19 protein-coding genes are annotated in these 21482 nt (G+C 73.3%); 13 read left to right on the top strand and 6 right to left on the bottom strand.

Going from position 1 to position 21482, the window contains the following annotated elements; all coding sequences use genetic code 11:
• Positions 1–86: 86 nt before the first annotated feature.
• Positions 87–1808 (top strand): cell division protein PerM, encoded by a 1722-nt coding sequence (locus IE140_RS03565; RefSeq protein WP_150193653.1) that lies wholly within the window; start codon positions 87–89, stop codon positions 1806–1808.
• Here the strand turns inward: IE140_RS03565 and IE140_RS03560 are convergent.
• Entirely contained in the window at positions 1798–2646 is an 849-nt protein-coding gene (locus IE140_RS03560; RefSeq protein WP_109179843.1) for a hypothetical protein, read from the bottom strand. The two genes, IE140_RS03565 and IE140_RS03560, sit on opposite strands and share 11 nt — an antisense overlap.
• 305 nt (positions 2647–2951) lie before the next feature.
• On the opposite strand from IE140_RS03560, the gene purN reads away from it, so the two are divergent.
• The 3 genes from purN to IE140_RS03545 all read left to right on the top strand — a co-directional run bounded on the left by purN (position 2952) and on the right by IE140_RS03545 (position 6824).
• Positions 2952–3608, top strand: coding sequence for a phosphoribosylglycinamide formyltransferase (purN, locus tag IE140_RS03555; protein WP_032763816.1), 657 nt, complete (start codon positions 2952–2954; stop codon positions 3606–3608).
• Entirely contained in the window at positions 3595–5148 is a 1554-nt protein-coding gene (purH, locus tag IE140_RS03550; RefSeq protein ID WP_093444728.1) for a bifunctional phosphoribosylaminoimidazolecarboxamide formyltransferase/IMP cyclohydrolase, read from the top strand. Before purN ends, purH begins: the two co-directional genes overlap by 14 nt.
• A 131-nt stretch (positions 5149–5279) precedes the next feature.
• Positions 5280–6824 carry a DUF2079 domain-containing protein gene (locus IE140_RS03545; protein WP_109179845.1) on the top strand — a complete coding sequence of 515 codons (1545 nt, stop codon included), beginning with the start codon at positions 5280–5282 and terminating at the stop codon, positions 6822–6824.
• 87 nt (positions 6825–6911) lie between these two features.
• On the opposite strand, the gene IE140_RS03540 is transcribed toward IE140_RS03545, so the two are convergent.
• Positions 6912–7559 carry an RDD family protein gene (locus tag IE140_RS03540; RefSeq protein WP_150193640.1) on the bottom strand — a complete coding sequence of 216 codons (648 nt, stop codon included), beginning with the start codon at positions 7557–7559 and terminating at the stop codon, positions 6912–6914.
• 220 nt (positions 7560–7779) lie between these two features.
• On the opposite strand from IE140_RS03540, the gene IE140_RS03535 reads away from it, so the two are divergent.
• From IE140_RS03535 to IE140_RS03520, 4 genes are all read left to right on the top strand, one after another.
• Positions 7780–8661, top strand: coding sequence for a bifunctional methylenetetrahydrofolate dehydrogenase/methenyltetrahydrofolate cyclohydrolase (locus IE140_RS03535; protein WP_010058645.1), 882 nt, complete (start codon positions 7780–7782; stop codon positions 8659–8661).
• A 23-nt stretch (positions 8662–8684) separates the two neighbouring features.
• Positions 8685–9401, top strand: a complete 717-nt coding sequence (locus IE140_RS03530; RefSeq protein ID WP_150193639.1) for a DUF3017 domain-containing protein — start codon at positions 8685–8687, stop codon at positions 9399–9401.
• 537 nt (positions 9402–9938) lie between these two features.
• Positions 9939–11030: a helix-turn-helix domain-containing protein gene (locus IE140_RS03525; RefSeq protein WP_150193638.1), complete on the top strand. Its 1092-nt coding sequence runs from the start codon at positions 9939–9941 to the stop codon at positions 11028–11030.
• Positions 11031–11315: 285 nt separating this feature from the next.
• Positions 11316–12305, top strand: a complete 990-nt coding sequence (locus IE140_RS03520; RefSeq protein ID WP_030798693.1) for a malate dehydrogenase — start codon at positions 11316–11318, stop codon at positions 12303–12305.
• Positions 12306–12380: 75 nt separating this feature from the next.
• On the opposite strand, the gene IE140_RS03515 is transcribed toward IE140_RS03520, so the two are convergent.
• Positions 12381–12896 carry a carboxymuconolactone decarboxylase family protein gene (locus IE140_RS03515; RefSeq protein ID WP_150193637.1) on the bottom strand — a complete coding sequence of 172 codons (516 nt, stop codon included), beginning with the start codon at positions 12894–12896 and terminating at the stop codon, positions 12381–12383.
• Between the two features lie 47 nt (positions 12897–12943).
• On the opposite strand from IE140_RS03515, the gene pdxR reads away from it, so the two are divergent.
• The 3 genes from pdxR (at position 12944) to IE140_RS03500 (ending at position 15983) form a co-directional block, all read left to right on the top strand.
• Positions 12944–14344, top strand: coding sequence for a MocR-like pyridoxine biosynthesis transcription factor PdxR (gene pdxR / locus IE140_RS03510; protein WP_150193636.1), 1401 nt, complete (start codon positions 12944–12946; stop codon positions 14342–14344).
• 136 nt (positions 14345–14480) lie between these two features.
• A complete protein-coding gene (locus IE140_RS03505) occupies positions 14481–14789 on the top strand; it encodes a hypothetical protein (RefSeq protein WP_093443252.1) in 309 nt (102 codons plus the stop codon).
• A gap of 6 nt (positions 14790–14795) precedes the next feature.
• Positions 14796–15983, top strand: a complete 1188-nt coding sequence (locus IE140_RS03500) for a glutathionylspermidine synthase family protein (RefSeq protein ID WP_150193635.1) — start codon at positions 14796–14798, stop codon at positions 15981–15983.
• 13 nt (positions 15984–15996) lie between these two features.
• Here IE140_RS03500 and rocD read toward each other — a convergent pair whose 3' ends face one another.
• Positions 15997–17205 carry an ornithine--oxo-acid transaminase gene (gene rocD, locus IE140_RS03495; RefSeq protein WP_093443248.1) on the bottom strand — a complete coding sequence of 403 codons (1209 nt, stop codon included), beginning with the start codon at positions 17203–17205 and terminating at the stop codon, positions 15997–15999.
• A gap of 312 nt (positions 17206–17517) precedes the next feature.
• On the opposite strand from rocD, the gene trpS reads away from it, so the two are divergent.
• Positions 17518–18510, top strand: coding sequence for a tryptophan--tRNA ligase (trpS, locus tag IE140_RS03490; RefSeq protein WP_093443260.1), 993 nt, complete (start codon positions 17518–17520; stop codon positions 18508–18510).
• Positions 18511–18631: 121 nt separating this feature from the next.
• Positions 18632–19234 (top strand): 2'-5' RNA ligase family protein, encoded by a 603-nt coding sequence (locus tag IE140_RS03485; protein ID WP_032783933.1) that lies wholly within the window; start codon positions 18632–18634, stop codon positions 19232–19234.
• Between the two features lie 19 nt (positions 19235–19253).
• On the opposite strand, the gene dprE2 is transcribed toward IE140_RS03485, so the two are convergent.
• Together dprE2 and IE140_RS03475 are read right to left on the bottom strand one after the other, a co-directional pair.
• The gene (dprE2, locus tag IE140_RS03480; protein ID WP_093443246.1) at positions 19254–20009 is read right to left on the bottom strand and encodes a decaprenylphospho-beta-D-erythro-pentofuranosid-2-ulose 2-reductase; all 756 of its coding nucleotides are present in this window, start codon (positions 20007–20009) and stop codon (positions 19254–19256) included.
• Between the two features lie 88 nt (positions 20010–20097).
• The gene (locus tag IE140_RS03475) at positions 20098–21468 is read right to left on the bottom strand and encodes an FAD-binding oxidoreductase (RefSeq protein WP_150195166.1); all 1371 of its coding nucleotides are present in this window, start codon (positions 21466–21468) and stop codon (positions 20098–20100) included.
• Between the last annotated feature and the right edge of the window lie 14 nt (positions 21469–21482).

Genomic DNA, 21482 nt, shown 5'->3' with positions numbered 1-21482 from the left:
TAAACGTATATTGAGCGACACGGCGGCTCTTCGCGCGTTACGCGAAATAAGCGCGTGTCGTTGGCAGCATGAGCCGTGTGACCCAAATGACGCAACGCAGCCCGCAGGTGACGGTGCGGCGGAACCGCACCCTCGCCCTGGCCTCCGCCCTGGTGAAGGGTGCCGTCGCCGCCGGGCTCGGCCTCGGGTCGCTGACGGTGCTGGTCATGGTGGTGTGGATCAGCTCCCCGTACCCGGACAGCGGACCGGGCGGGGCGCTGCGCGCGGCGGCCGGGGTCTGGCTGCTCGCGCACGGCGCCGGACTCGTGCGGCCCGACACTCTGAGCGGCGTCCCCGCGCCCGTCGGCATGGTTCCGTTGCTGCTCGTGCTGGGCCCGGTCTGGCTGGCCCACCGCGCGGCGCGTGACGCGGCGGAGTCGCAGGAGCCGCAGGAAGGGGCACGGGACGAGGCGCGGGCGGAGTGGCGGGAGAGGTCGGGCGGGCCCTCGCGGGTGGGCGCGTTCTGTGCGGTGACCGCCGGATATCTGCTGGTCGTCGCGGGTGCGGCGGCCTGTGCGCGGGGCGGCCCGCTCCACGCGGACCCGGACACGCTGGCGTTCCCGGTGGCGCTGGTCGTGGCCGGTGCGGCGGCCGCCGGGGTGTGGACGGCGGCCGGGCGGCCGTTCGGGCCCGCGCCGTCCTGGTCGCCCCTGGTGGTCCAGGAGGCCGTCGCGCGGACGCTCTTCCGGCAGCGGACCGAGGCGACGTTCCGGTCGGCGGCGGCGGGCCTGACGGTGCTGCTCGGCGGCGGCGCGCTGCTGGTCGCGGTCGCGCTCGGCCGGAACGCGGGGGCGGCCCAGGACGCGTTCCTCGGGCTCGCGGGCGACTGGACGGGGCGCATCGCCGTACTCCTGCTGGCCGCCGCGCTCGCGCCGAACGCCGCGCTGTGGGGGGCGGCGTACGGGCTCGGGCCGGGCTTCTCGCTCGGTACGGGGGCCACCGCCACCCCGCTGGGCCTCGACGGAACCCCCGCGCTGCCCCGCTTCCCCCTGCTGGCGGCGGTGCCGGACCAGGGGCCGGGCGCCCTGCCGAACTGGGCGGCCCTCGCGGTGCCGGTGGCGGCCGCGCTGGCGGTCGCCTGGTTCACCGCGCGCAGGGCCGCGCCCGCCGACGCTCCCCGCGCCCGGGCCTGGAGCCCGCGCGAGACGGTACTGGTGACCCTGCTCGCCGCGCTCGGGTGCGGCGCGGGAACGGCGCTGCTCACGGCGGTGGCCGGCGGGCCGATCGGGACCGGGGCGCTGAGAGTGTTCGGCCCGGTGTGGTGGCTGACCGGCCCGGCGGCACTGGTGTGGACGGCCGCCATCGGCGTACCGGCCGCCCTGCTGCTGCGCCTGTGGCGGCTGCGTACGCCTGGCTGGGCCTGGCGCAGGGACGTACCGGAAGCGGACGAGCCCCCGGAGCCCGAGGCGGAGGAAGCGGCGGAGGAGGACGGTGCTGTTCCCGGGCGTACGCGCCGGTGGTGGGCACCCTGGCGTGCGCGGCGCGCGACGGCGGGCGAGGACGGCGAAGCGGAGCCGGCCGGCCCCGCGTCCCCGGCCGCTTCCTCCGTACCGGCCCCCGACCCGGCACCCGAAGCGACCCCCGGCTTCGAGCCGTACGACTTCCTGCCGACCGACCCCTGGCACGGGAAAGCGAACAGGGAGGCCCGTTGGGCCTCCCTGAAGCAGGGCTCCGGCGGACTCATGGCCGACTTCCCCGCCGACCGCACGGCCGGTCGAGCCGATCGGACCGAGTCCGCCGATCCGGGCGGTCCGGCTGCTACTCCTTGACGCCGAAGAACGGCTCCAGCGGCTTCGGCAGCTTGTCGTTGCAGGCCACCGAGGCGGACTTGGTCAGGGCGTCGTTCACGCACGTGTAGTAGTCGCGGTAGACCAGTTGCACGGTGAACGACGTGCCCACGATGAGCAGCGCCAGCAGCGCGGTCACCAGACCGCCGACCGCCGTCGTGGTGTGATGCCTGCTGCTGACTGTCGAAGGTGAGGCGGGCGACGCGGGCGCAGCGGGGTCGGCGGGCGTACCCGCCGAGCCGCTGTCCACCGCCGTACGGTCCGCGGCGGAGGCGTTCTTCAGCGGAGTGCGGAGCGCGCTGATCGCCCAGTACGTCGCGAGCGCGCCCAGCAGCAGGGCGATCTCCGGGAAGTCGAAGAGGGCGAAGAAGAAGGCCCACATGCCGCCGAGCGCCGCGTAGCGGGCGCGCCGCTGTGCCGGGTCGGTCGGGTCCCAGCGCAGTCCGCCCGGGCCGCGGTCGTTCCCGCCCTTGCCGCCCGGGCCGCCCGCGCCGTTCCCGGGGCGGCCGCCGAAGCCGCCGCTGCCCCGGCCGGGCTGCCGGTCGCTCCACTGGCTGCCCCAGGCCGGGCGGTCGCCGGAACCGGAACCGGAGCCGCTGTCGTCCTGCTCGTCCGACCCCCGGTCGGGGGACGCGGAGGGGCGGCGCGGCTGCCACGGCTGGTCCGGCCGGTCCGCGGGCGGCGCGGCGAAGGGGTTCTCCTCCTGCGGCTTCCCGGCGGAACCGGAGTCCGGCGACGAGGACTGGCGTTCCCGCATCAGCAGAGCGGACCGCTCCGGGAGGGGGAAGCGGAAGGCGGTGCGACGGCGTCGGTCCGGCATGTGGTGAACGTCTTCCCCATCTCGTCATGTCCGCCCGCGAGGGCGGTTCTTCCGCCCGCAGGGACGGATTCGTCCGCCCGAAGGACGATTCGGTCCGCCCGGTGGACGGATCGCTGCCCCCTGACGCTACCTCCCGGTCACGCCCCCGTCCCGTGGGGGCCGTCGGGTGTGCCGGTATCGTTGCTGACGGTCGGCCCGTTCGTAGGGTTCCCCGTATCGGGCGAGGCGATTGCTTCGTACGACCCTACAAAGAGCATGCCGCACCTGCGTCACCACGCGGTCATCACGTGAGAAAGGGCCCCGACGTGGCCTCCCCGCCCACCCCCGCCTCTCCCGCCCGGCTGGTCGTGCTGGTCTCCGGATCCGGTACGAATCTCCAGGCGCTCCTGGACGCCATCGGCGACGACCCCGAGGGGTACGGGGCGCGGATCGTCGCGGTCGGCGCCGACCGCTTCGGGACCGGTGGCGCGGAGCGTGCGGAGCGGGCCGGAATCCCCACGTTCGTGTGCCGGGTCAAGGACCACGCGACCCGCGCCGAGTGGGACGAGGCGCTCGCCGCAGAGGTCGCCGCGCACCGTCCCGACCTCGTCGTCTCCGCCGGTTTCATGAAGATCGTCGGTCCGGCGTTCCTCGCCGCCTTCGGTGGCCGGACCGTCAACACCCACCCCGCCCTGCTGCCCAGCTTCCCCGGCGCCCACGGGGTGCGTGACGCACTCGCGTACGGCGTCAAGGTCACGGGCTGCACCGTCCACTTCGTCGACGACGGTGTCGACACCGGTCCGATCATCGCGCAGGGCGTGGTCGAGGTGACCGAGGAGGACACCCCGGAGGGCGAAGCCGCCCTCCACGAACGCATCAAGGAAGTCGAGCGCTCGCTGCTCGTCGAGGCCGTGGGGCGGATCGCCCGTGACGGCCATCGCATTGAGGGACGAAAGGTTCATCTCGGTCATGTCGGTGAATAAGCCCATCCGCCGCGCCCTGGTCAGTGTCTACGACAAGACGGGGCTCGAAGACCTCGCCCGCGGTCTGCACGAGGCGGGCGTCGAACTCGTCTCCACCGGCTCCACCGCCGGGAAGATCGCCGCCGCCGGAGTCCCGGTCACCAAGGTCGAGGAGCTCACCGGCTTCCCCGAGTGCCTGGACGGCCGCGTCAAGACGCTGCACCCCCGTGTCCACGCGGGCATCCTCGCCGACCTCCGGCTGGACGCCCACCGCGAGCAGCTCGCCGAGCTGGGCGTCGAGCCCTTCGACCTGGTCGTGGTGAACCTCTACCCGTTCAAGGCGACGGTCGCCTCGGGCGCCTCCGACGACGAGTGCGTCGAGCAGATCGACATCGGCGGCCCCTCGATGGTCCGCGCCGCCGCCAAGAACCACCCGTCCGTGGCCGTGGTCACGAGCCCCGAGCGGTACGCGGACGTCCTCGCGGCCGTGCAGGCCGGCGGCTTCGACCTGACCGCCCGCAAGCGGCTCGCCGCCGAGGCGTTCCAGCACACCGCCGCCTACGACGTGGCCGTCGCCTCCTGGTTCGCGGCCGACTACGCCGCCGACGGCGACTCGGGCCTCCCCGAGTTCCTCGGCGACACGTACACGCGCAAGAGCGTCCTGCGCTACGGCGAGAACCCCCACCAGCCCGCCGCGCTCTACACCTCCGGTGACGGCGGCCTCGCCGAGGCCGAGCAGCTGCACGGCAAGGAGATGTCCTACAACAACTACACGGACACCGACGCCGCCCGCCGCGCCGCCCACGACCACGCCGAGCCCTGCGTCGCGATCATCAAGCACGCCAACCCGTGCGGGATCGCGATCGGCGCCGACGTCGCCGAGGCGCACCGCAAGGCGCACGCCTGCGACCCGCTCTCCGCGTTCGGCGGCGTCATCGCCGTCAACCGCCCGGTGACGGTCGAGCTGGCCGAGCAGGTCGCGGAGATCTTCACCGAGGTCATCGTCGCCCCGGCCTACGAGGACGGCGCCGTCGAGGTGCTGGCCCGCAAGAAGAACATCCGGGTGCTGCGCGCCCCCGAGGCGCCCACCGCCGCGTTCGAGGTCAAGCCGATCGACGGCGGCGCCCTGCTCCAGGTCGCCGACCGCCTCCAGGCCGACGGCGACGACCCGGCCAACTGGACGCTCGCCACCGGCGAGGCGCTGACCGAGGCCGAGCTGAAGGAGCTGGCCTTCGCCTGGAAGGCGAGCCGCGCGGTCAAGTCCAACGCGATCCTGCTCGCCAAGGACGGCGCGTCGGTCGGCGTCGGCATGGGCCAGGTCAACCGGGTCGACTCCGCCAAGCTCGCCGTCGAGCGGGCGGGCGAGGAGCGGGCCGCCGGTTCCTACGCCGCGTCCGACGCGTTCTTCCCGTTCCCCGACGGCCTGGAGATCCTCACGGCCGCCGGTATCAAGGCCGTCGTCCAGCCCGGCGGATCCGTCCGCGACGAGCTGGTCGTCGAGGCCGCGAAGAAGGCGGGCGTGACCATGTACTTCACGGGCACGCGCCACTTCTTCCACTGATCTCCAAGGCGTCCGACGGCGGCCGCACCCCTTCCCGGGGGTGCGCCCGCCGTCGTGTCCGTCGTACGGAATCCGCTCGCCGCTCTGTTCTAATGACACGGCCGTAGCAATCCCCAGCAGGGACAGTCACCGTGCTTGAGCTGAACAAGAGTGGAACGGACCGGTCGGAGCCGGGGCGCCTGCCCGCCCAGGGCCCGGGGCCCGACGCCGCCCCGGACACCCGCCCGGCAGGCACATCCCCGAGCACGGGCCCGGACGCCCCCGCCGGCCGCGTACCCCTGCGCCCGTACCTCATCGCCGGCGCGATCCTGTGCGCGCTCTACTTCCTCTACTCCTACTTCCAGTACGCCCGCTTCGGCTCGCCCTCCTGGGACCTGGGGATCTTCGAGCAGGAGGTCCGGGCGTACGCGGGGTTCGACGCGCCGGTCGTCGACATCAAGGGCCCCGGCTATCTGATCCTCGGGGACCACTTCTCCCCGATCGTGGCGCTGCTCGCCCCGCTGTACTGGATCTGGCCGTCCGCCGAGTCCCTGCTGTTCGCCCAGGCCGCGCTGTTCGCCCTGGGCGCGGTCATCGTCGGCCGCACCACCCAGCAGATCCTCGGCGGGCGCTCCGGCCTCTGCGTCACCGTCGCGTACGGACTCTCCTGGGGCATCCAGGAAGCGGTGAAGGCCGACTTCCACGAGATCGCGTTCGCCGTACCGCTGCTGGCCCTCGTCTGCCGGGCCCTGCTCCTGAAGCGGTACACGGCCGCCCTGCTCTGGTCGCTCCCGCTCGTCCTGGTCAAGGAGGACCTCGGCGCGACCGTCGCCGTCGTCGGCTTCCTGCTCTTCGTGTACGGCCGCCGCCTCCAGGGCGCGCTGCTCGCCGCCTTCGGGGTCGCCGCCTTCGTCGTCACCCTCGTCGTCCTCATCCCGGCGGCCAGCAGCGCCGGCCGCTACGACTACTGGACGAAGATCGACAAGAACGGCGAGCAGGACGTCTCGATGCTGGACTCCGTCCTCGGCGTCCTCAACTCCTCCGTCAAGATCGAGATGCTGGTCTTCCTGATCGGCATCACCGCGTTCATGGCGCTGCGTTCACCGCTGACGCTGCTGATCGTCCCGACGCTCGGCTGGCGGCTGCTCTCGCAGGACAGCAACCACTGGGGCATGGTCTGGCACTACAGCGCGATCCTCATGCCGGTGCTCTTCCTCGCGCTGGCCGACGGCGTCCGCCGCAGCCGCGGATCGCACCGCCCCTGGCTCGCCTCGTACGCCAAGGTCGCCGTACCCGTCGCCGCGGCGATCGCCGTTGCGATGACCCAGCACCTGCCGCTGCGCGATCTGCTGCGCCCGGAGACCTACCGCACCGACGACGCCCGCAGCCAGGCGGCCCGGGCAGCGCTGGACGCCATCCCGGCCGGGTCGCGGGTCGAGACGGACATCACGCTGATGGCCCACCTCACCTCCGACCGCACCGTCTACTGGGTCGGCGGAGCCCCCGGCACCGCCCCCGACATCGTCGCCATCAACCTGGACTTCGGCTGGTCCCGCCCGATCCAGGACCCGGTGGCGTACGCCGAGCAGCTGCACCCGGAGGCGCGCTACCGGCTCAAGCACCGGGGCGGCAGCTTCGTGGTGATGGAGCGCACGACACCGGAGCCGGACAGGATCCCCGGCGTGCGCGACGGCTGAGCGGAGCCCCTCGACATGCCGCGAGGGCCGCACCCCGTGATCGGGTGCGGCCCTCGCGGCATGTCCGGAAGAGTCCGGCAAGGAGCTTCAGTTGGCCTTGACGACCACGGACGAGCAGACCTTGTCCGCGAACGTCTGCTTCTTCTCGTCCCACAGCGGCCAGAGCCAGCCGATGTAGCAGGCGAGGCTGTCCAGGAAGTGGGCCAGGCGGCGGACGAAGGCCATGCCGAAGCCGAGCGGACGGCCGTCGGCCTCGCGCAGCAGGCGGATGCCCACGGCCTTCTTGCCGATCGTCTGGCCGGTGGTGCCCTCCTGGTACAGCTGCCAGATGGCGAGACCGATCATCAGCAGGACGCCGAGCAGCGCGATGAAGCCGCCCGCCGCGTCACCCATGGCGCCGCCGATGCCGACGAGGATGCCGTACGGGAGGCCGATGACGAGGCCGTCGATGATCAGCCCGCCCGCCCGCAGACCCCAGTGGGCCAGCTCCGGCATGCCGCCGCCGTAACCGGGCTGCTGGCCGCCGTAACCCGGCTGCTGCGGGTACGCGCCGTACGGCTGGCCGGGCTGCTGCTGGGGATAGCCGGGCTGCTGCTGCGGGTAGCCGTAGCCCTGCGGCGGGACACCCTGCGGAGCCTGCTGCGGGTAGCCGTAACCGGGCTGTCCCTGCGGCGGGCCCTGGGGAGGCTGGCCGGGCTGCTGCCCGTACGGGTTGTTCGGGTCGCCGAAGCTCATAAGGGGTGTTCCTTCAACAGACGTGTGGGGACGAGATGGCCACACGGAGGAAGGACATCGATCAGCGGCCCGCCCCCCGTACAACCGCGGCCTTCATCGTTATAAGCGGAACCCTCGTTTGTCCAGTCCGGGGCCCCGGACGTTGTGCAAGTGCAATGTCCTGTACGGGCGTGGCGCCGGCAATTGGTATGCGGGCGGGGTCATCCGCGAGGATGGGCCCATGACTGCCCAGATTCTCGATGGCAAGGCCACCGCTGCCGCGATCAAATCCGATCTGACCGTCCGTGTGGCGGCCCTCAAGGCCCAGGGGATCACTCCCGGCCTCGGAACCCTGCTCGTCGGGGACGACCCGGGCAGCCGGTGGTACGTCAACGGCAAGCACCGTGACTGCGCCCAGGTCGGCATCGGCTCCATCCAGCGCGAACTCCCCGACACCGCCACCCAGGAGGAGATCGAGGACGTCGTCCGGGAGCTGAACGCCAACCCGGAGTGCACCGGCTACATCGTCCAGCTGCCGCTGCCCAAGGGCATCGACACCAACCGGGTCCTGGAGCTGATGGACCCGGCGAAGGACGCCGACGGCCTGCACCCGATGAGCCTCGGCCGCCTCGTGCTCAACGAGACCGGCCCGCTGCCCTGCACCCCGCAGGGCGTCGTCCAGCTGCTGCGCGCGCACGGTGTCGAGATCAACGGGGCGCACGTCGTGGTCGTCGGACGCGGCGTCACCATCGGCCGGTCCATCCCGCTGCTGCTGACCCGTAAGTCGGAGAACGCCACGGTGACCCAGTGCCACACCGGCACCCGGGACCTCTCCTCCCACCTGCGCCAGGCCGACATCATCGTCGCCGCCGCGGGTGTGCAGCACCTGATCAAGCCGGAGGACGTGAAGCCGGGCGCGGCCGTGCTCGACGTCGGCGTCAGCCGGGACGCGGACGGCAAGATCGTCGGCGATGTGCACCCGGGGGTCCGTGAGGTGGCCGCCTGGGTCGCCCCGAACCCCGGGGGTGTCGGCCCGATGACCCGGGCGCAGCTGCTGGTCAACGTCGTCGAGGCGGCCGAGCGGGCCGCCGCCGAGGCCGCCGACGCCGCCGCCGCGGGCTGACGGCCGGATCCGGAGGGAACCCCATGGGTGCTGGCAGGAGCCCGGCCGACCCCGCCCCGGCGGACCGGACGACGGACGAGCCGGACGGGCCGGACCGGGCCGAGACCGACGGGCGGAGGGGCCGCGACGAGGGCGCTTCCGAAGCCCCCGCGTCCGAACCCCCCGCGTCCGAAGCCTCCGCGTCCGAAGCCCCCGCTCCCGGCGAGGCCGCCGACGGGCAGGGCGGTCGCGACGAGGCCGCCGACGGGCAGGGCGGATCCGGCGGCTCGGGTGGCTCCGGCGAATCCGCCGGGCAGAGCGACGCCGCGCCGGCCGACGGCCCCGCGCCGGCCGCGCGGCCCCGCCGGTCGCGGCGGTTCCCGCGGTTCACCCGGGACACGGCCCGGCCCGAGGGCGGTGGCCGGGCGGCGCCCGGCGACGCGCCCGCCCCGGCCCGGCAGTGGCCGCTGCTCACCGTGCTCTGCGCGGCGGGCCTCGGCCTGTTGATCGTGGCCCTGGACCCGTTCGACCAGGCGTTCCGCTTCGGCACCATCCTGATCGGCGGCGCGCTGATCGCCGGTGCCGTGCTGCGCTGGGTGGTGCCCTCGGTCGGGATGCTGGCGGTACGGTCCCGCTTCACCGACCTCGTCACCTACGGGGTGATGGGCACCCTGATCGTGCTGCTCGCCCTGGTCGCCCAGCCCGCACCGTGGCTCGACGTCCCGATCCTGGAGGACGCGGTCCGCTTCACGATCCGCTAGGGCCTCGCATGCTCAGGGCCTCAGGGCCCCAGAGCGTGCCCGTGGTGGCCGTCCCCACCCCCGAGGGGGGACGGACACCACGGTGGAACGGGGTCACCGGGCAAGAAGCCCCGGTATGTGGCGAGATGGGCGACCTTGCCCCCGTCCTGAATCCAGCGTCATGGACATGAAAGACGGGAACAAGCGCTCACTGTGGCCTGTGGCACGGAAGTGACCATTCCGGCACGGTGTGATCGCCGCGCAACGATGGCAGACTGTCACGGCACACCGAGCGGCACGGAGCAGGCAGAGCAGTGGCCGGGCAAGGACCGGCGCAGTGTTCGAGGCGCGTGAAGATGCGTACCCCGTCCCGAATGCTCCCGTGCGCCCCCTCGGCAGGAACTGACACCCTGGCTTCGCGCATCCTCGTGGGTAGTCCACTCGACGGTCCGGAACGGACCGACGGCGGACGGACCGGAAGAAGTGCGGGCCGGAGCACCGGTCGCAGCGGGGTACAGCAAGCACGTCCGGGGGACATGAGGGGGGAAGGGAAACGCCATGCCTCGTTGGAAGGCACTGCCCGAAGAGCTCGACCCGCAGATCAGGGAGTTCGCCAGCCAGCTGCGCCGACTCGTCGACCGCAGCGGTCTGAACATCAACGCCGTGGCCGACCGCACGGGTTACAGCAAGACGTCCTGGGAGCGGTATCTCAACGGGCGGCTGCTCGCCCCGCGCGGCGCCGTCGTGGCGCTCGCCGAGGTGACGGGCACCCCGCAGCACCACCTCACGACCATGTGGGAGCTGGCGGAGCGGGCCTGGAGCCGGGCCGAGATGCGCCACGACATGACCATGGAGGCCATCCGCATCACGCAGGCCCGTGCCGCGCTCGGCGAGCTCGGCACGACCGCCCCGCCCCGCGACACCCGGAGCAAGTCCCCGGGCGTCGGCGGGGCCTACGAGCCCGGCGACGACGACACGCGCCAGCTCATCGTCCCCGCCCAGCGCGGCAGCGCACCGGGCCCCGCCCGCCGGCAGGACCGTCCGCACGACGGCGTGCCGCAGCAGGGCGGGCGGCGGCAGGAGCGGAACGCGGCGGCGGGCGCCGACAGCGGCTCCGGCAGGAGCGCGCGTGGCACCGGCTCCGGCAAGACCCCCGGAGGGCGCGGGAAGGGCGTCATGCTCGCCGTCGGGGCCGTCGGCGCGCTGATCGTCGTGGTCGGCGCGGTGCTGCTCGCGCCGGGCGGTGACGACACCGCCAAGGCGACGCCGTCCCCGAAGGCGACCCCCACCACGGAGGCCCCCGAGCTGCCCGTGGGCGTCGAGTGCAGCGGTGCGGACTGCGCCGGGCAGGACCCCGAGGCGATGGGCTGCGGCGGCGAGTTCGCCCGTACGGTGGCCAGCGCCGTGGTCGGCGGCGCAAAGGTCGAGGTCCGCTACAGCAAGGTCTGCTCCGCCGCCTGGGCCCGCCTCACCGAGGCGGCGATCGGCGACACCGTGCAGATCACCGGGGGTGCGGACCCCCAGGGCGGCGAGGTCATGGGGGACACCGACGCGTACACCCCGATGGTCGCGGTGAAGAAGGCGTCCGACGCGAAGGCCTGCGCCACGCTCACCTCCGGCACGAAGGGCTGCACCGGCCCGGGCGAGTGACGCGGGCCCGGGCCGCCGCCGCACGGACGCGAGCACGTACGCACCGCGAGCGCGCACGCACCGCACACGCGTGCGGTGCGTGACCGGTTGTGTGCGGTGCCACAGGGGGGCGGGCGGTCCGGCCCGGCCGGGTCCGATAGCCTGACCGCTGGAAATCTCTTCACGTCAAGATTGGTCGTCAGGCCGGGCCGGGCGGAAGAGGTGTCCAGCACCAGGGTCCGGCACCAGGGACGACAGGTCCTGGGGGCCGGGACCCCCACCGCCAGCTGTCTAACGGAGACCGCCATGACCCGCACTCCCGTGAATGTCACCGTGACCGGCGCAGCCGGCCAGATCGGCTACGCGCTGCTCTTCCGCATCGCCTCCGGCCACCTGCTCGGCCCGGACGTGCCGGTCAACCTGCGCCTCCTGGAGATCCCACAGGGCCTCAAGGCCGCCGAGGGCACCGCCATGGAGCTCGACGACTGCGCCTTCCCGCTGCTGCGCGGCATCGAGATCACCGACGACCCGAACGTCGGCTTCGCCGGTGCGAACGTCGCCCTGCTGGTCGGTGCCCGCCCGCGCACCAAGGGCATGGAGCGCGGCGACCTGCTCGCGGCCAACGGCGGCATCTTCAAGCCGCAGGGCAAGGCCATCAACGACCACGCCGCGGACGACATCAAGGTCCTCGTCGTCGGCAACCCGGCCAACACCAACGCGCTCATCGCTCAGGCCGCCGCCCCGGACGTACCGGCCGAGCGCTTCACCGCGATGACCCGCCTGGACCACAACCGCGCGATCTCGCAGCTGGCCGCCAAGACCGGCGCCGCCGTCTCCGACATCAAGAAGCTGACGATCTGGGGCAACCACTCGGCCACCCAGTACCCGGACATCTTCCACGCGGAGATCGCCGGCAAGAACGCCGCCGAGGTCGTCAACGACGAGGTGTGGCTGGCCGACACCTTCATCCCGACCGTCGCCAAGCGCGGCGCCGCGATCATCGAGGCCCGTGGCGCGTCCTCCGCCGCCTCGGCCGCCAACGCCGCCATCGACCACGTCCACACCTGGGTCAACGGCACCGCCGAGGGCGACTGGACCTCGATGGGTATCCCGTCGGACGGCTCCTACGGCGTCCCCGAGGGCATCATCTCGTCCTTCCCGGTCACCACGAAGGACGGCAAGTACGAGATCGTCCAGGGCCTGGACATCAACGAGTTCTCCCGCGCGCGCATCGACGCGTCGGTCAAGGAGCTCACCGAGGAGCGCGACGCGGTCCGCGAGCTCGGCCTCATCTGAGCCGCGGCAGCACCCGCACCCGTAGTACGTCGAGCGCCCCCGGCAGCAGCTGCTGCCGGGGGCGCTCGCGCGTGGTCAGCTCTTGAAGTCGCCCGGCGTGTAGTGGCCGGGGGTCAGCCGGCCGGTGACGCCGAACCGGTTCCAGGCGTTGATCACGGTGATCGCCGCGATCAGCTGGGCCAGCTCGGTCTCCTCGAAGTGCTTGGAGGCCTCCGCGTACACCTCGTCCGGGACGAAGCCGTCGGTGAGCACGGTGACCGCCTCGGTCAGCGCGAGCGCCGCCAGCTCCTTCTCCGTGTAGAAGTGCCGTGACTCCCGCCAGGCGCTCAGCTGCACGATCCGCTCGGCGGACTCGCCCGCCGCGAGCGCGTCCTTGCTGTGCATGTCCAGGCAGAACGCGCACTGGTTGAGCTGCGAGGCGCGGATCTTCACCAGCTCGACCAGGACGGGGTCCAGCCCCTGGCGGGCGGCGATGTCGAGCCGGACCATCGCCTTGTAGACGTCCGGGAGCAGCTGGGAGACGGAGATCCGCTGCGGCTCCTCGGGGGCGAGGTCGGCGGGGGCGTGGTGGTGTGCGTGCGTGGTGGTCATGAGGACGACGTTACGGCCCCGATGGCCCGCCGGTATGGTCCATTGGTATGACGGATTCCTGGGCCACTTTCGGCGCGGACCTGCATCTGGAGCCGGTCGGGCAGGGGCTGCGCAGCGGGCTGATGGAGGCGCTGCGGGAGGCGGTGCGCACCGGCCGCCTCGCCCCCGGCACCCGGCTGCCGTCCTCCCGGGCGCTCGCCGCCGACCTGGGCGTCGCCCGCAACACGGTCGCCGACGCCTACGCCGAACTGGTCGCCGAGGGCTGGCTCACCGCCCGCCAGGGCTCGGGCACCCGGGTCGCCCAGCGGTCCGCGCCGCGCCGCACCGACCCGGCGGCGGCCCCCGCCCGGCCGGCCAGGACCGGCGCCGGGTACGACCTGAAGCCCGGCACGCCCGATCTGTCCGGCTTCCCGCGCACCGCCTGGCTCAAGGCCGCCCGCAAGGCGCTCACCGCCGCGCCCGACGAGGTCTTCGGCTACGGCGACCCGCAGGGCCGTGCCGAACTGCGCACCGTGCTGGCCGAGTATCTGGCGCGGGCCCGGGGGGTGTACGCCGACCCGGAGCGCATCGTGATCTGCGCCGGCTTCGCGCACGGCCTCGCGCTGCTGGGCCGGGTGCTGCGCGGCCGCCGGGTCCGGGAGGTCGCCGTCGAGTCGTACGGGCTCGACCTCCATACGAACCTCCTCGCCGACGCCGGGCTGCGCATCCCGTGCCTGCCGCTGGACGAGCACGGCTCCCGGACCGGCGACCTGGCCGGGCTGCGCGGCGCGGGGGCGGTCCTGCTGACCCCGGCGCACCAGTTCCCCACCGGCGTACCGCTGCACCCGGACCGGCGGGCCGCCGCCGTCGACTGGGCCCGGTCCACCGGCGGGCTGATCCTGGAGGACGACTACGACGGGGAGTTCCGCTACGACCGGCAGCCGGTGGGGGCGCTCCAGGGCCTCGACCCGGAACGGGTGGTCTATCTCGGCACCGCCAGCAAGTCGCTGGCCCCGGGGCTCCGGCTGGGCTGGATGGTGCTGCCCCGGCACCTGGTCGGCGAGGTGGTGGCGGCGAAGGGCCTGGCCGACCGGGTCTCCGGCTCGCCCGACCAGCTGACCCTCGCGGAGTTCATCGCCTCGGGGGCGTACGACCGGCATGTGCGCTCCATGCGGCTGCGCTACCGCCGCCGCCGCGACCAGCTCGTCGCGGCGCTCGCCGACCGGGCTCCCGGCATCGAGGTCAGCGGGATCGCGGCCGGGCTGCACGCGGTCCTCGAACTCCCCGCGGGAGCCGAGCGTTCGGTGATCCAGGCGGCGGCCTTCCAGGGCCTGGCACTGGAGGGCCTCGCCCGCTACCGCCACCCGGACGCCCCGGCCACCCGCGACGCCCTGGTGATCGGCTACGGCTCGCCCTCCGAGAGCGCATGGGCGGGCTCGCTGGACGTCCTGTGCCGGGTGCTGCCGTAGGGCCTGTCGCAGGACCGTGCCCGTACGCGGGTTTCGAACCGGCCGTACGTCGAACTATTCTGACAAGAGATCCGGTTGCACCCAGCACGTACGAGAGAGCCGGATCCGAACGCGTACCACGGGGGAGAAACCGAACATGGCCGGACGAAGGCTGAGGTCGAGCACGGTCGTGCTCGGCGGCATGGGGCTGCTCGCCCTGACGATCACATCCTGCGGCTCGGAGCCGGACAAGCGCTGCGCCGACCGCACGACCCGCGAGCCGCTGCCCAGCTCCGAGTGCCGCGGCGGCGGCAGCGGTGGCTCGGGCGGTTCCGGCGGCGGCCGGGGCTCGTACTACTACGGCGGCAGCACCAGCAGCTACGACGGCAAGGTGCAGGGCGGCAGCTTCGACAAGTCCGCCGTCGACCGGGGCGGCTTCGGCTGCTCGAAGTCCGGCGGGGGCTGAGCCGCGATGGAGCGCCGCACGATCGAGCCGCGCCCCGGCTGGCAGGAGACCGTGGAGTCGCAGGGCGTCGTCTACCCGCTCACCCGCTACCCGGACGACTCGCTGCGCCCGTACTGGGACGAGAGCGCCTACTACGTCTTCTCACTGCCCGAGGTCGAGGCGCTGGAGGAGGTCGTCGAGGAACTGCACGCGATGAGCCTGGCCGCCGCCGCGCACATCGTCGAGCACGACCGGTTCGCCGCCCTCGGCATCACCGACCCCCGGCTGGCCGCGCTCGTCGCCGAGTCCTGGCGCCGACGCGCCGAACTGCCCTCCGTGTACGGGCGGTTCGACCTGCGGTACGACGGGAGCGGCCCGGCGAAGATGCTGGAGTACAACGCCGACACCCCCACCTCGCTGGTGGAGGCGGCCAGTGCCCAGTGGTTCTGGATGGAGGACCGGTTCCCCGGCGCCGACCAGTGGAACTCCCTGCACGAGCGGCTGGTCGACGCCTGGAAGCGGCAGGCGCCCCTGCTGCCGCCGGGCCCGCTGCACTTCGTCCACTCCGACGGCGACGAGCTCGGCGAGGACCTGATGACGGTCGCGTATCTCCGCGAGACCGCCGACCAGGCCGGTCTGGAGACACACGCGCTCTCCGTCGAGGAGATCGGCTGGGAGCGGCTCTCGGGCCGGTTCGTCGACGACCGGCTGCGCTTCATCCGCAGCTGCTTCAAGCTCTACCCCTGGGAGTGGCTGGCCACCGACCGCTTCGGTCCGCAGGTCCTGGACACCCTCGACAACGGGGGCGGCTCCGGCACCACCTGCTGGATCGAGCCCGCCTGGAAGATGCTGCTCTCCAACAAGGCGCTGCTGGCGATCCTCTGGGAGCTGTACCCCGGCCACCCGAACCTGCTGCCCGCCTACCTCGACGGACCGCGCGAGCTGGCCGGACCCGGCGGGGCGGGGTACGTCTCCAAGCCGCTGCTCGGCCGCGAGGGCGCCGGGGTCGACCTGCACGGCCCCGGCTCCCCGGCCGTCCCGCGCGACGAGCCGTGCTGCTACCAGGAGCTGGCCCCGCTGCCCGAGGTCGACGGCAACCGGGTGGTGCTCGGCGCGTGGACCGTCGAGGACGAGGCGGCGGGGCTCGGCATCCGGGAGTCGGCGGGGCCGGTCACGGACGAGTACGCCCGCTTCCTGCCCCACGTCATCCTCTGAGGACCGGCGCTTTCTACCGGGCGCTCAGCACCGTACGCAGCCGGTCCAGGCCCCAGTCCAGGTCCTCCTTGGAGATCACCAGAGGCGGGGCGATCCGGATCGTCGAGCCGTGGGTGTCCTTCACCAGCACCCCCTCCTCCATCAGCTTCTCCGAGATCTCCCGGCCGGTGCCCAGCGCCGGGGCGATGTCCACGCCCGCCCACAGTCCCCGGCCGCGCACCGCCTCCACCGCGCCGCCGCCGGTCAACAGGCCCAGCTCCCGGTGCAGATGGTCGCCCAGCTCGGCCGCCCGCTGCTGGTACTCGCCGGTCCGCAGCATCGCGACCACCTCCAGCGCCACCGCGCACGCGAGCGGGTTCCCGCCGAACGTGGAGCCGTGCTCACCGGGCCGGAACACCCCCAGCACATCCGCCGACGAGACCACCGCGGAGACCGGCACCACCCCGCCGCCCAGCGCCTTGCCGAGCACGTACATGTCCGGCACCACACCCTCGTGGTCCAGCGCGAACGTCTTCCCGGTCCGGCCCAGACCCGACTGGATCTCGTCCGCGACGAACAGCACGTTCCGCTCGCGGGTCAGCTCCCGTACGCCGGGGAGGTAGCCGGCCGGCGGCACCAGCACCCCCGCCTCGCCCTGGATCGGCTCGATCAGCACCGCCACGGTGTTCTCGGTCATCGCCTCCCGCATCGCGGTGAGATCCCCGTACGGCACGATCTCGAAGCCCGGGGTGTACGGGCCGAAGTCGGCTCGCGCCTCCGGGTCGGTGGAGAAGCTGACGATCGTCGTCGTACGCCCGTGGAAGTTGTCCGAGGCCACGATGATCTTGGCCATGCCGTCCGGTACGCCCTTGACCCGGTAGCCCCACTTGCGGGCGGTCTTCACCGCCGTCTCCACCGCCTCCGCCCCGGTGTTCATCGGCAGCACCGTCTCCATGCCGCACAGCGCCGCCAGCTCCGTACAGAACTCGGCGAACCGGTCGTGGTAGAAGGCCCGGGACGTCAGCGTGACGCGGTCCAGCTGGGCCTTGGCCGCGTCGATGAGCCGGCGGTTGCCATGGCCGAAATTGAGCGCCGAGTAACCGGCGAGCATGTCGAGGTAGCGACGGCCCTCGACATCGGTCATCCAGGCGCCCTCGGCCGAGGCCACGACGACCGGCAGCGGGTGGTAGTTGTGCGCGCTGTGCGCCTCGGCGGAGGCGATGGCGGTTTCCGTGGTCGACACGGGATCTCCGTTCGTCGTGCGGCTGGGCGGCGGGTGGTGCCCACTTTGTATCGTCGGCCGCACCTCGCGCCGGGAAACCTTCGTCCGGCGGCGCGCCCGCCGTCGTACGCGGGGCGCGCCGGAATGTGGGGTTCGTCTCAGCCGTGCGCTCCCGTGCTCCGGGACCGTGCGGTGACGCGCCCTTCCCGCCCCGCACCGGCTGCCGGAGATGCCCCGGGCACCTGAGACAATGGGGCCATGGCCTCTGATCGCCCTTCGCTCCCCACCGACCAGCCGCAGACGGGCCGCACCGGTGCGGCCGCCCGTCCGCGCGTGCTCTCCGGGATCCAGCCCACCGCAGGCTCGTTCCACCTCGGCAACTACCTGGGCGCGGTGCGCCAGTGGGTGGCGCTGCAGGAGAGCCACGACGCCTTCTACATGGTCGTCGACCTCCACGCGATCACGGTCCCGCAGGACCCCGCCGAGCTGCGGGCCAACACCCGGCTCGCGGTGGCGCAGCTGCTGGCGGCCGGCCTGGACCCCGAGCGTTGCACGCTCTTCGTCCAGAGCCATGTGCCCGAGCACGCCCAGCTCGGCTGGGTGATGAACTGCCTCACCGGCTTCGGCGAGGCCTCCCGCATGACGCAGTTCAAGGACAAGTCCGCCAAGCAGGGCGCCGACCGGGCCACCGTCGGCCTCTTCACCTACCCGGTGCTCCAGGTCGCCGACATCCTGCTCTACCAGGCGAACCAGGTCCCGGTGGGCGAGGACCAGCGCCAGCACATCGAGCTGACCCGCGACCTCGCCGAGCGGTTCAACGGCCGGTACGGCCAGACGTTCACCGTCCCCGCGCCGTACATCCTCAAGGAGACGGCGAAGATCTTCGACCTCCAGGACCCGGCGGTGAAGATGAGCAAGTCGGCCTCCACGCCGAAGGGCCTCATCAACCTCCTCGACGACCCGAAGGCCACCGCCAAGAAGGTGAAGAGCGCCGTCACCGACACGGACACGGTGATCCGCTTCGACGAGGAGAAGAAGCCGGGCGTCAGCAACCTGCTCACGATCCTCTCCACCCTCTCGGGCAGTCCGGTGGACGATCTGGAACGCAGTTACGAGGGCAAGGGGTACGGCGCGCTCAAGACCGACCTGGCCGAAGCCATGGTGGAATTCGTCACTCCCTTCCGGGCTCGCACCCAGGAATATCTGGACGACCCGGAGACGCTGGACTCCATCCTGGCCAAGGGAGCGGAGAAGGCCAGGGCGGTCGCCGCGGAGACGCTGGCACAGACGTACGACCGGATGGGCTTCCTGCCCGCGAAGCACTGAGTCCAAGGACCCTGGCGAGATCATGGCCGCAGGGGTCACACTTGCGGCGGAACGCGCGGGCCGGACACCCGGCCCGCGCGGCCTGACCGAAAACCGACCATCGACGACGGAGGAGAACGACGTGGGGACCGTAACGCTCGGCGTTTCGATCGCGGTCCCGGAGCCCTACGGCAGCCTGCTCCAGGAACGCCGCGCGAGCTTCGGGGACCCTGCCGCCTACGGCATTCCCACCCACGTCACCCTGCTCCCGCCGACGGAGGCGGACGCGGCGGACCTGCCCGCGATCGAGGCGCACCTGGAGACGATCGCCACGGCCGGCCGGCCGTTCCCGATGCGGCTCTCCGGCACCGGCACCTTCCGCCCGCTCTCGCCGGTCGTCTTCGTCCAGGTCGTCGCGGGCGCCTCGGCCTGCTCCTGGCTCCAGAAGAGGGTCCGGGACGCCTCCGGGCCCCTGGTCCGCGAGCTCCAGTTCCCGTACCACCCGCACGTCACCGTGGCCCACGGCATCGCCGAGGAGGCCATGGACCGGGCGTACGAGGAACTCGCCGACTACGAGGCCGCCTGGACCTGCGGTTCCTTCGCGCTGTACGAGCAGGGCCCGGACGCCGTCTGGCGCAAGCTCCGCGACTTCCCGTTCGGCGGAGGCGGCGGCGCGCCCGCCGTCCCCGCCCAGGGCGGCTACACCATCGAGGCGTCGTCCTCGGCCCCGTCGCTGCGGCCCTGAGAACCCGGGGTCGGGCGCCCTAGACGGGCAGGCGGCGGAACAGCGGGCGCGGCACATGCCGCAGCGCCGCCATCACCACCCGCAGCGAACCGGGCACCCACACGGTCTCCGAGCGCCGCCGCAGCCCCGTCACGATCGCCTCCGCGACCTCCTCGGGCCCGGTCGCGAGAGGCTGCTCCGGCAGCCCCGCCGTGGCCCGGGTCCGGACGAACCCCGGCCGCACCACCATCACCTGCACCCCGGTCCCCTGGAGCGCGTCACCGAGCCCCTGGGCGAACGCGTCGAGCCCCGCCTTGCTGGAGCCGTAGATGAAGTCCGCGCGCCGGGCGCGCTCCCCGGCCACCGAGGACAGCACCACCAGCGAACCGTGCCCCTGCGCCTGCAGTGCGCCGGCGCACACCAGCCCGGCGGAGACCGCCCCCGTGTAGTTGGTCTGGGCGACCCGGACCGCGGCCATCGGCTCCTCCTCGTCCCGCGCCTGATCGCCGAGGACCCCGAACGCCATCAGCACCACGTCGATGTCGCCCTCCGCGAAGACCTTGCCGAGGGCGGCCTCGTGGGAGGCGGAGTCCAGCGCGTCGAAGTCGACGGTGTGCACCTCGGCCCCGCGCCCGCGCAGTTCGGCGGCGGCCGCGTCCAGGGCGGGGGAGGGGCGCCCGGCCAGCCAGACCCGGCGGGTGCGCAGGGCGATCAGCCGGCGCGCGGTGGCCAGGGCGATCTCGGAGGTGCCGCCGAGGACGAGCAGGGACTGCGGGGCGCCGAAGGCATCCTTCACGGAGAGCTCCTGGTCAGATGGGGTGGGATTCTTCTTGAGGCGAGTCGGGGGCGAGTCGGGGGTGGGTCGCAGGCGGGTCGGGGGCGGGTCAGAGCCCGAGCCGACGCGACAGGTCCGAGCGGAACGCCCCCGCCGGGTCGAGACCCGCCCGCAGCTCCCGGAACTCCGCCAGCCGCGGGTACATCGCGGCCACCGTCTCCGGCCGCATCCGGGAGTCCTTCGCCAGGCAGACCCGGCCCCCGGCGGCGGCCACCTCCTCGTCGACCCCGTCCAGGAGGCGGGCCAGACCGGGCAGGGCCGCGGGCAGATCCAGCTCCAGGGACCAGCCGGGCGCGGCGAACGACATCAGGCCCGGGTCCGCCGCCCCGAACCGCTGGAGGACGGCCCGCACGGCCGGGCTCCGGTGCGCCGCGATCCGGCGCACCACCCGGTGCAGGGTCTCCTCCTGGCCGTATCCGACGGTGAACCGGTAGCGCACGAGCCCGCCCCGGCCGTAGAGCGGGCGTACGTCGGGGAGGGCGTCCGAGGCGTGGAAGAAGGTGGCGACCGGGCGCAGCTCACCGGTCCGCGCGCGGACCGAGCCCCGGTAGCGGACCTCGTTGCACAGGGCGGCGGCCGTGGCCGCCGGGCCGAGCAGCCCGCCCGGCAGCGGCGGGAGACCGGGGAGGAGGGACCACCCCGGCGCTGCTCCGGAGCGTTTCGGGAGTCGAGTGCGCCCCGCGTGCGCCGGGCGCATATCAGGGGTCGCGTGCTCCCCCCGGGTGAGGATCCCGCGCCCGGTCGCCCGGCCCCGGGCCATCAGGTCGACCCAGGCGGAGGCGTACGGCAGCCGGTCGCCGCCCGCGGTGAAACGGGCCAGCAGATCGTCCAGGTCCCCGGCGCGCTCGGCGGAGACCGACATCAGCCCCGTCGTGACGCGCCGGAGGCGGAGCGTGGCGCCCAGGATCACCCCGGTCAGCCCGAGGCCCCCGGCGGTCGCGTCGAAGAGGGCGGTGCCCGGCAGCACCGTACGCACCTCGCCGTCGGCGGTGAGCAGCTCCAGGGAGCTCACATGCCGGGCGAACGAACCCGCCCGCCGGTGGTCGAGCCCGGGCAGATCGGAGCCGATCGCCCCGCCGACCGTCACCCTGCCGGTCCCCGGCAGGACCGGCGGCAGCCAGCCCAGCGGCAGCAGGACCCGCAGCAGCCGCTCCAGGCTCACCCCCGCGTCGCAGCGCACCACGCCGGCGGCGGCGTCCACCCCGCCGATGCGGGCCAGGCCCGACAGGTCGAGCACTGAGCCGCCCGCGTTCTGCGCCGCGTCCCCGGGCGACCGCCCCAGCCCGCGCGCGATGACGCCCCGGGGCCCGCGCCCCCGGACGACGGCGGCCGCCTCCTCGTGACTGCGGGGGCGGAACCGCACGGCGGTCGTCGGGGCGGTGCGGCCCCAGCCGGTCAAGGACACCGTGTCGACGGACATGAGGGTGACCGTAT

Origin of the sequence: Streptomyces parvus, from assembly GCF_014648875.1 — a bacterium.
Lineage (GTDB): Bacteria > Actinomycetota > Actinomycetes > Streptomycetales > Streptomycetaceae > Streptomyces > Streptomyces parvus.
Note: the sequence above shows the minus strand (reverse complement) of the source record. Positions and strands in the feature narration are given on the sequence as shown.